Below are 8,348 nucleotides of genomic sequence, written 5' to 3'. Positions count from 1 at the left end.
AGGTCAGCTCACCAAGGCGGGTGAGTACCGTCTTGGGTTTGTACCCGTTGGCGTAGTCACGCCGTCGCTCACTACGTTCATAGGGCGCCGCTCCAAGGAACTGGGATCGTTCGATCTTGGCGGCTTCATTGACGAGGATGCGCAGAGCCTCGCCGGCACCCTCCAGTCCGTGTTCGAGCAACACAGCATAAGCCATTTCCAAAGGATTGGTTTCGACACGCATCGCCATGATGGGCATACTCCTTTCTCGAAGTCATGGCGTCAGACCGAGCGCCGCGCACTTCCTGCCAGAGGCGCTAAACGGAATTTACAGAAAGGATGGTACACAACCCCGCACTTCAAACCCAGTTGGAACGACCAGGGTGGTGGCATCCGACTCGATGATGGCCGGCCCGGTGATACGGTTTCCGGGCTTGAGCGCTTCCATCTTCCAGATCGTCGCCTCGGCCCACTTGTGGTGACGATAAAATGGGCGCGTACCGAGTTTCGCTTCCGCCGCCGGATTCGGACCGCCATCGGGGTCTTCGGGAAGCACGGGTTTTTGCGTCGCCACGTAGCCGCGCATGATGGCGCCGGTGACCGAGAAGCCGAGCTCGGGCGAGCGGGCCGAATGGGAATACACCCGCCCGTACGTGTTCTCGAACGCCTCCACCATCTTGTCCCAATCCTGCTCCGTGCGGGCCTGCGCCACGGGAGACTCGATCTCCAGGTCGTTCAACTGCCCCATGTACTGCATGCGGAAGCCAGGGCGCAGCATCACATCCTCGGGCTTGAAGCCGTTGATGACGAATTCCTCGACGACCTTGGCGGCCAGTTCCTGCCAGGCGTCCATCAGCACGGCGCAGGCGGCCACCTTGTCGGTGTCGCTCGCATGCTGGGGCAAGGCCAGATCGACGCTCTTGTCGTAGCGGTATTCGAAGTCGGCGCAGGCGCAGCCGAAGGCGGAAAACCCTGCCGCCCAGGCCGGAATGATGACGTCGCGGAATCCCGCTCCCTGCGTATAGCCATAGGTGTGCACGGGCCCCGCGCCGCCGTAGGAGAAGCAGACGAAGTCGGTGGCGCTGTAGCCCTTGCCGCTGATGGTCGCGCGCAGGTAGTCCCGCAGGTGCAGGTCGAGCAATTCGATGACGCCGGCGGCGGCGTCTTCCACGCTCAGTCCCAAGGGGTCGGCGATCTGCGCCTTGAGATGCTGGCGCGCGCGCTCCACGTCGAGCTTGATCGCCCCGCCGAGGAAGTTGTTGGGGTTGAGATACCCCAGCACGACGTGGCAATCCGACACGGTGACGGTATCGAGCCCGCTCTCCGGCCAGCAGGTCCCCACCCGGTAACCGGCGCTGTCGGGTCCGAGCTTGATGCCGCCGCTATAGGGGTCGATGCGCACGAAGGAACCGGCCCCGGCCCCGACCGAGTCCATCGACACGAGCGGCAGCGAGAGCACGAGCCGCGCCATGTCCGGGTCGGAGGCGATGGCGAAGTTACCCTTGGTGATGAGCGCCATGTCGAAGCTGGTGCCGCCAATATCGCTGCAGGCGATGTTGTCGTAGCCCAGTTTCTCGCCGAGGAGTTTCGAGCCGATCACCCCGCCGATCGGCCCGGAAACGATGGTGCGGGCGAGCTCTTTCGCTTTCCAGCTGATGGTACCGCCGTGGGTAGCCATCACGCGCAGGTCGAACTTGGCGCCGTGTTTCTTGAAGCGGTCGTTGACTTTCTTCAGCGTCTGGCGCGAGGGTTCGGCGGCGTAGGCTTCGAGCACCGTGGTGTTGGTGCGGTGGCTCTCCTTGCGCGAGGGGTAGTAATCGACCGAGGCGAAGACCGGGATCTTTGCTCCAAGCCGATCGAGTTCTTCGAGGCAGATATCGCGCGCACGCCGTTCGTTGGTCGCGTTCTTGTGCGATTGCAGCAGCGAGATGACGATCGCCTTGGAACCGGCGTCGACCAGTTCCCGCACCGCCTGGCGAACCTCGTTCTCACGCAGGGGCACCACGATCTCGCCCTGCACGTCGGTGCGTTCGGTCACGCCCCGGGTGCGCGACAGCGGCACGAGCGGTTCGTCGTAGCGGTGGGTGTTGAGATGGATGCGCTCCTCCAGGGCATAGCCGAGATAAGACTGGATCGCTCGCCCCATCGAATGCACGTGCTCGAAGCCCTTGTTGCAGATGAGCCCCACTTCAAGCCCCTTGCGCTGCACCACGCGGTTGAGCATCGCCGTGCCGGAATACACGCCCGTAACGAGTTCGGGATAGACGTCGTCGACGGTGCGGTTCCAGTGCGCGAGCGCGTCCTGCGACGAGTTATAGATGGCAAGCGACTCGTCTTCGGGATTGCTCTGTGCCTTGCCGACGACGAAGCGGCCATCCTCGCGGACGAAAAAGGTGTCGGTCATCGTGCCGCCGGCGTCGATTCCCATCACCTGGACTTTGGAAGTCTGCCCCCCGGCTCGAGAGGTCTGCTGTCCGGTCTCCATAGGTGTCTCCTCCTTGTTTGACGAACGGCATTCGCGAATGAACGCCTGGTTTCTTATATGCAAGCTCCGTGCCACATTTGAAATGACGCACTGCAACAATGAGTTCAACCAGAATATAGGCTAATTCAACTATTAGTTTCTTGCATCACAGCACAAGGCAACGATTCCTGGTCGTCCGAAAATCGAACGGTTCATCCGTGAATCGAACGACGCCGTTCGAAAGAAGCGTTCGAGATGCCTTATCATCGATAAAAAGGACGGAGTTCCCTCCCATGCCCTTGTCTGATCCTGCCCCCCGTGGTGGCCTGCGCGCGTTGCCTTTGAGCGTGTGGGGCCTGGCGCTGACCTCGCTCTTCATGGACATCTCCTCGGAGATGATCCACAGCCTGTTGCCGCTCTTTCTCTCGGGCGTGCTGGGGGCCTCGATGGCCACGATCGGGCTCATCGAGGGTCTGGCGGAAGCCACGGTGGCCTTCACCAAGGTCTTCTCCGGAGCACTGTCGGACTTTCTGCACCGGCGCAAGGCCATCGTGGTGACCGGCTATGCGCTCTCGGCCTTCACCAAGCCGCTCTTCCCGCTCGCCGCCTCGGTCTCGTGGGTGCTGGCGGCGCGGCTGCTCGACCGTTTCGGCAAAGGGATCCGCGAAGCCCCGCGCGACGCGCTCATCGCCGACGTCACGCCCGACGAGCTGCGCGGCGCGGCCTACGGTTTGCGCCAGGCGCTCGATTCGGTGGGCGCCTTCGTCGGACCGCTCCTTGCCTTCGCCCTCATGGCCTGGTTTGCCGGTGACATTCGGCTGGTGTTCTGGGTGGCGGCACTGCCGGCGATCCTGGCCGTACTCGCGCTCGTGCGGCTCGTGCCCGAACCGCCCCGCGTCACCGCGCCCGCCGTGCGCGAGACCTTCTCCTGGCGGCAGGTCCTCTCCCTGCCGCGCGCCTATTGGGCGATCGTGGGCCTTGGCGTGCTCTTCACGCTGGCGCGCTACAGCGAAGCCTTCCTGCTGCTGCGCGCGCACGACGTGGGGCTGGCCACGGAAGCAGTGCCGCTGGTGATGATCGCCATGAACGTGGCCTACGCCGCGCTCGCCTACCCGGCCGGCGCCGCGGCCGACCGGATCGGTCCACAGCGCCTGCTCCTTGCCGGCATCGCCGCCCTCGTCCTTGCCGATCTGCTGCTGGCGGCAGCAAGCGGCCCGACGGCGGTCTTCCTTGCCGCCGTGCTCTGGGGCTTGCATCTGGCCGCCACGCAAGGCATCTTCGCCAAGATGATCGCGCACGCCGCCCAGGCCGAACTGCGCGGCACGGCCTTCGGCCTGTTCCACCTGCTCAGCGGCCTTGCACTGCTCGCCGCCAGCAGCCTCGCCGGCTGGCTGTGGAGCGTCTGGAGCGCCGAAGCCGCGTTTCTCGCGGCGGCGCTCCTTGCCGCGATCGCCGCAGCGGCTTTGACGAGGTACGAAAAAACACCGTAATCCACTGACCGAAAAAATTTTCCATCGCTTGCGACAAGCTTGTCATTGTCCTTGCCGCCCTATCGATGCGCCATACTGTGCGCATGAACGGACGGCACCTCTTTCTCATCGGTTACGACATCAGCGACCCAGCCCGGCTGGTGAAGGCACTCAAGCTCGTGCGCTGCCACGCGCTTGGCGGGCAAAAGTCCTTCTACGAATGCTGGCTCACCACCCAGGAGTTGCAGCAGACCCGCAACGCCCTGAACCGCCTCATCGACCCTGAAACCGACCGCGTCGTCTTCATCCTGCTCAACGCCGGAACCGAGTCCCTACGCCTGGGAAGCGCCACGCCGATCGACCACGGCGACTACTTCCTCGTCACATGAGCACACCCCCATGACCACCCTCTACCTCGACCGCAGCGGAACCCTCCTCGAAGCCTCGGGCGAAGTCCTCGGTCTGCGCGACGCCGCCGGCCGGCTCGAACGGCGCATTCCCATCAAGTTCCTCGAACGGGTCATCATCCGCGCACGCTGCCACCTCGACAGCAGCACGCTTGCCTGCCTCTCGGCACACGAAGTCCCGGTGCTCATCCTCGACGGCCGTGCCGGACGGCGGCTTTCCCACTGGGTCGGCGCTCCGCACAACGACGCCCGCCGTCGCTGGGGGCAACTCCTCACCCTCGCCACCCCCTCGTCTGCCGCCACGCTCGCACGCGCCTTCGTGCATGCCAAGATCCGCCGCCAGCGCCGCACGCTCATTTCCATCGGCGCTGCCCGGCCCGACCTGCGCAAGCCCCTGTGGGATGCCTGCCAGACGCTGCAGGCCATCGAGCAGCGCCTGCGCAACGACCCCGCCCTGCCCCTCGACACCCTGCGCGGCTGCGAAGGCGCCGGTGCCGCGGCCTATTTCCCCGCATTTTTCCAAGCCTTTCCTCCACGCATCCGGCCTGCGGCACGGAACCGGCGCCCACCGCGCGACCCTGTCAACGCCACCCTCTCGCTCGGTTACACCCTGCTCTACGGCCTGGCCGTGAACGCCTGCTGGAGCGCCGGGCTCGACCCCGCCATCGGCGCCCTGCACGCTCCAGCCCACGGCCGGGCGGCGCTCGCCTGCGACCTCGTCGAACCCCTGCGCGGTCAGGTCGACGAATGGATCTGGCAACTCTTTCGTCGCGAACTCCTGCGCCCAGAGCACTTCGGCCTCGAAGGCAGCGGTGCATGCCTGCTCGGCAAAGCCGGTCGCGCCGTTTTCTGGCGCGAATGGGAATGGCGCAGCAGACGCTGGCAAAAGCTGCTCGATCGTTATCCCCAGCGCCTCGCCCGCGAGTTTTCCCAGCGCAGCCCCACTTTCGATCTCTTCGACGACTGGGAGTCCTCATGAACGACGCTCCCCATCCCACCCCCGATGCGCTCGACGCCTTCGGCCGCCCGCTCCTCATCCTGCCCAACGACGAAGTCACTGTCGCACTCGATGGTACCGAGCGCCTCATCCTGCGCACCCGCGATGGCAACGCCCGCCACGCAACCGGCCGCCGCGGCCGAGGGAGCCACCGCATGAGCACGAGCGTTTTCATCGAGCCGCTGGATGTGCTGTTCCTGCGCGGCAACAAGCTGTTCGGCGACCCGGGCAGTTTCGGCGAAGCGATGATCCCGCCCTGGCCGTCGGTCGCGGCCGGCGCGCTGCGTTCGCGCATGCTGGCCGACGCGGGCATTGATCTCGCCGCCTTCGCGCGCGGCGAGGTGGATCACCCCAGCCTGGGCACGCCGGCCACACCCGGCCCATTCACCGTCACCGGCTTTCATTTGACGCGTCGGCACGCCGATGGGCGCGTGGAATTGCTGATGGCGCCGCCGGCCGATCTGGTGGTGTTCGCGGCGGAGGGCGACCAGCCGTTCCGGGTGCAGCGCATGGCGCCGACCGCGCCCGCCGCCGGGCTCGCCAGCTCGGCCGAGCTGCCGCGGCTGCCGGCGCTGGCGCAGGCGGATCGGCACAAGCCGGCCGGCGGCTATTGGCTGACCGAAGCAGGTTTCGGGAAATATCTAGCTGGACGAGTGCCCGACGATGCCCAGATCGACTGGGTCAAATCGAACGCGCTGTGGCAGTTTGAGCATCGCGTCGGCGTCGGGCTGGACGCCGCGCAACGCCGCGCCAAGGATGGTCAGTTGTTCTCGATGCAGGCGGTGGCGATGCTCAAACGGGGTCACCGCCTGGACAGGCGCGACGAGAAAGAGCAGCCGATGGGGTATGACGTGGGCTTTCTCGCCACCGTCAGCGGCGCCGAGCCGCCGACCTCCGGCCTCGTGCGCCTGGACGGTGACGGCCGCGCCGCGGCGCTGCATCCGGTGAACGACTACCGGCTACCGGCGCCGGACTACGAGGCCATCGTCGCTGCCAGGCGTTGCCGGCTGCTGCTGACCAGCCCCGGCCTGTTCGCGGCCGGCTGGCTGCCCGCTGGCGCGAACCCTGACACCCGCCGCGCCGATGGCGCCATCCGCTTCGACCTGCACGGGGTTTCCGGCTGGCTCGTGTGCGCCGCCGTGCCGCGCGCCGAGGTGGTGTCGGGCTGGGACCTGGCGCGCTGGCTGCCCAAGCCCGCGCTGCGCGCCGCGCCCGCCGGCAGCGTGTATTGGCTCGACGACCTCGACGCCGCGCCCGATGCGCTTCGCAAGCTTGCCGAAACCGGCCTGTGGCGCGAGCCCTGCGACGATGCCGCCCGGCGCGCCGAAGGCTTCAACCGCATCGCCCTTGCCACCTACTGACCACGCCCAGGGAGTTCTTTCAATGTTCCAGCAACACGCAGCCCTGTTTCTGTACGCCGTCAGCCCGGTCCACATGGGCGCCGGGCAGGCCATCGGCGTCATCGACAACCCGATCCAACGCGAGCGTCACACCGGCCACCCCTGCTTTGCCGGCTCCGGCATCAAGGGAGCGCTGCGGCATAACTTTGAAGCCATCGGCGGCGATCCCAAGCTGATCGCCCCCCTGTTCGGTCCGGAATCCAACAGCGGCGAGCTGCACGCTGGCGCTATTAGCTTCGGCGATGCCCAGCTCGTCGCGCTGCCGGTGCGTTCGCTCAAGGGCGGCTATGTCTACGCCACCTGCCCGCAGGCGCTGGCGCGGGCGCAGCGATTACTGACATTGAGCGGCGCCGCGGCGAGCTGGCCGGCGCTCACCGTCGAACCCGGCCACTGCCTGCTCGCCAATCCCACCCTGTTGTCGGGAGACAAGCTGCATCTGGAAGCCTTCGAGTACACAGCCAAGGTGAGCCAGCAATTGCCGGCGCTGTCGGCCGATCTCGCCGCCAGGGCGCTGCCGGCTGATCCCGCCTATGCGTTTTTCGCCGACAAGCTCAAGACCGATCTGGTGGTGCTGTCGGACACCGACTTCGGCTACTTCGCCGAGCACGCCATGCTGGTGGAGCCGCACGTGCGCATCGACGCCGATACCGGCACGGCCGCCGAAGGAGGGTTGTTCTACACCGAGAACCTACCGCCGGAATCGCTGCTGATCGCGCCGCTCATGGCCAGCCAGACGCGCACCAGCAGGAAAAAGGATGAAAAAGAAGGCTGGGAAAACGATGCCAAAGAGGTGCTGATCAAGCTCACCAACCTGATCACTGCCAAACCACTGCTCCAGCTCGGCGGCGATGCCACCACCGGCCGCGGACTGGTGCTGGCCAAAGTGGTGGAGGGCTGAACATGGCGACACTCGAGCAACTGCGCGCACAGGATGCGTGGACGAAGGCGGCTGACGGCATCGCCCGGCACGGCAAGGATTACGTAAACGACGCCAAAGGCCTGCCGGCGCTGATCATGAATTCCGGCCTGATGCAGGTGATGGCCTACCTCGAAGACAAGGGCGGGCGTCATCACACCCTCGCCCAGCACCTGCGACTGTGGCTGCAAGGCCGCTTTCGGCAACAGATCACCAACGCCGACTTCGAGCCGTTCATGCAGGCGCTGATGCATGCCACGCCCGCCGACTACCAGGCCATCACCGCCGAAGCCTTCGCCTGGTTGCGCTGGCTGCGGCAGATGGCGGCGGCGCGCAATGGCAACGAGGATTGACGCCGTGGCGTCTCAGGCCAGACCGAGCAGGCGCTGGTACGCCGCGCAGGTCAGCAATTCGAAGCCGGCCCGGCCGTGGCGGCGCAGCATCTCGCGCACCAGCTCGCTCTTGGTGCGGTGTGCCGCCGCCAGGCGGTTCGGCTCGGCGTCGAAGTCGTCATCGATGCGGATGGTTAGCGTAGTCATGACGCCCACCCGAATGGCACAGTAAACCCCATGTACGACAGACAATGTAGCGTAAAGGTGATTCGATGAGCATTGCTGCGGTTCCAAACTATCTCGGTACCGATTTCAGCGGTGCCTCGCCAGGGATGCGGTTCGGCATGTACTTGCCGATCTGGACGAACAGAGCTGATCAGGAGC

General features: G+C 65.8%; 9 protein-coding genes. 6 read left to right on the top strand and 3 right to left on the bottom strand.

Translation table 11 applies throughout. From position 1 onward, the window contains the following. Nucleotides 1-229 (bottom strand): transposase (locus ASC37_RS10060; protein WP_176697474.1); only part of this gene is annotated, 229 nt, incomplete at its 3' end. A gap of 78 nt (nucleotides 230-307) precedes the next feature. After that, entirely contained in the window at nucleotides 308-2,464 is a 2,157-nt protein-coding gene (locus ASC37_RS10055) for a hydantoinase/oxoprolinase family protein (protein ID WP_055424243.1), read from the bottom strand. A 272-nt stretch (nucleotides 2,465-2,736) separates the two neighbouring features. Between ASC37_RS10055 and ASC37_RS10050 the strand changes: the two genes are divergently transcribed. The 6 genes from ASC37_RS10050 (at nucleotide 2,737) to cmr5 (ending at nucleotide 7,985) form a co-directional block, all read left to right on the top strand. After that, nucleotides 2,737-3,933, top strand: coding sequence for an MFS transporter (locus tag ASC37_RS10050; RefSeq protein WP_055424242.1), 1,197 nt, complete (start codon nucleotides 2,737-2,739; stop codon nucleotides 3,931-3,933). A gap of 83 nt (nucleotides 3,934-4,016) precedes the next feature. Then, nucleotides 4,017-4,301 (top strand): CRISPR-associated endonuclease Cas2, encoded by a 285-nt coding sequence (locus ASC37_RS10045; protein WP_055424241.1) that lies wholly within the window; start codon nucleotides 4,017-4,019, stop codon nucleotides 4,299-4,301. Nucleotides 4,302-4,311: 10 nt separating this feature from the next. Next, nucleotides 4,312-5,298 (top strand): CRISPR-associated endonuclease Cas1, encoded by a 987-nt coding sequence (gene cas1, locus ASC37_RS10040; RefSeq protein WP_055424240.1) that lies wholly within the window; start codon nucleotides 4,312-4,314, stop codon nucleotides 5,296-5,298. Continuing rightward, complete coding sequence (locus tag ASC37_RS10035) at nucleotides 5,295-6,677, top strand: type III-B CRISPR module-associated Cmr3 family protein (protein WP_055424239.1); 1,383 nt, start codon at nucleotides 5,295-5,297, stop codon at nucleotides 6,675-6,677. The genes cas1 and ASC37_RS10035 overlap by 4 nt, the downstream gene beginning before the upstream one ends. Nucleotides 6,678-6,699: 22 nt before the next feature. Beyond that, nucleotides 6,700-7,614, top strand: a complete 915-nt coding sequence (gene cmr4, locus ASC37_RS10030) for a type III-B CRISPR module RAMP protein Cmr4 (RefSeq protein ID WP_055424238.1) — start codon at nucleotides 6,700-6,702, stop codon at nucleotides 7,612-7,614. 2 nt (nucleotides 7,615-7,616) lie between these two features. Beyond that, entirely contained in the window at nucleotides 7,617-7,985 is a 369-nt protein-coding gene (gene cmr5, locus ASC37_RS10025) for a type III-B CRISPR module-associated protein Cmr5 (RefSeq protein ID WP_055424237.1), read from the top strand. Nucleotides 7,986-7,997: 12 nt separating this feature from the next. Here cmr5 and ASC37_RS11540 read toward each other — a convergent pair whose 3' ends face one another. Continuing rightward, nucleotides 7,998-8,171, bottom strand: a complete 174-nt coding sequence (locus tag ASC37_RS11540; protein WP_157287465.1) for a ribbon-helix-helix domain-containing protein — start codon at nucleotides 8,169-8,171, stop codon at nucleotides 7,998-8,000. Nucleotides 8,172-8,348: the final 177 nt, after the last annotated feature.

This window comes from Tepidiphilus thermophilus (genome assembly GCF_001418245.1).
GTDB classification, from domain to species: Bacteria; Pseudomonadota; Gammaproteobacteria; order Burkholderiales; family Rhodocyclaceae; genus Tepidiphilus; species Tepidiphilus succinatimandens.
This window is presented reverse-complemented; position numbering and strand designations above follow the sequence as displayed.

Coding starts and splice junctions, on each gene's coding strand:
- ASC37_RS10045 (WP_055424241.1), top strand. CDS start 4,017: ATGAACGGACGGCACCTCTTTCTCATCGGTTACGACATCAGCGACCCA.
- ASC37_RS11540 (WP_157287465.1), bottom strand. CDS start 8,171: ATGACTACGCTAACCATCCGCATCGATGACGACTTCGACGCCGAGCCG.
- cmr4 (WP_055424238.1), top strand. CDS start 6,700: ATGTTCCAGCAACACGCAGCCCTGTTTCTGTACGCCGTCAGCCCGGTC.
- cmr5 (WP_055424237.1), top strand. CDS start 7,617: ATGGCGACACTCGAGCAACTGCGCGCACAGGATGCGTGGACGAAGGCG.
- cas1 (WP_055424240.1), top strand. CDS start 4,312: ATGACCACCCTCTACCTCGACCGCAGCGGAACCCTCCTCGAAGCCTCG.
- ASC37_RS10035 (WP_055424239.1), top strand. CDS start 5,295: ATGAACGACGCTCCCCATCCCACCCCCGATGCGCTCGACGCCTTCGGC.
- ASC37_RS10050 (WP_055424242.1), top strand. CDS start 2,737: ATGCCCTTGTCTGATCCTGCCCCCCGTGGTGGCCTGCGCGCGTTGCCT.
- ASC37_RS10055 (WP_055424243.1), bottom strand. CDS start 2,464: ATGGAGACCGGACAGCAGACCTCTCGAGCCGGGGGGCAGACTTCCAAA.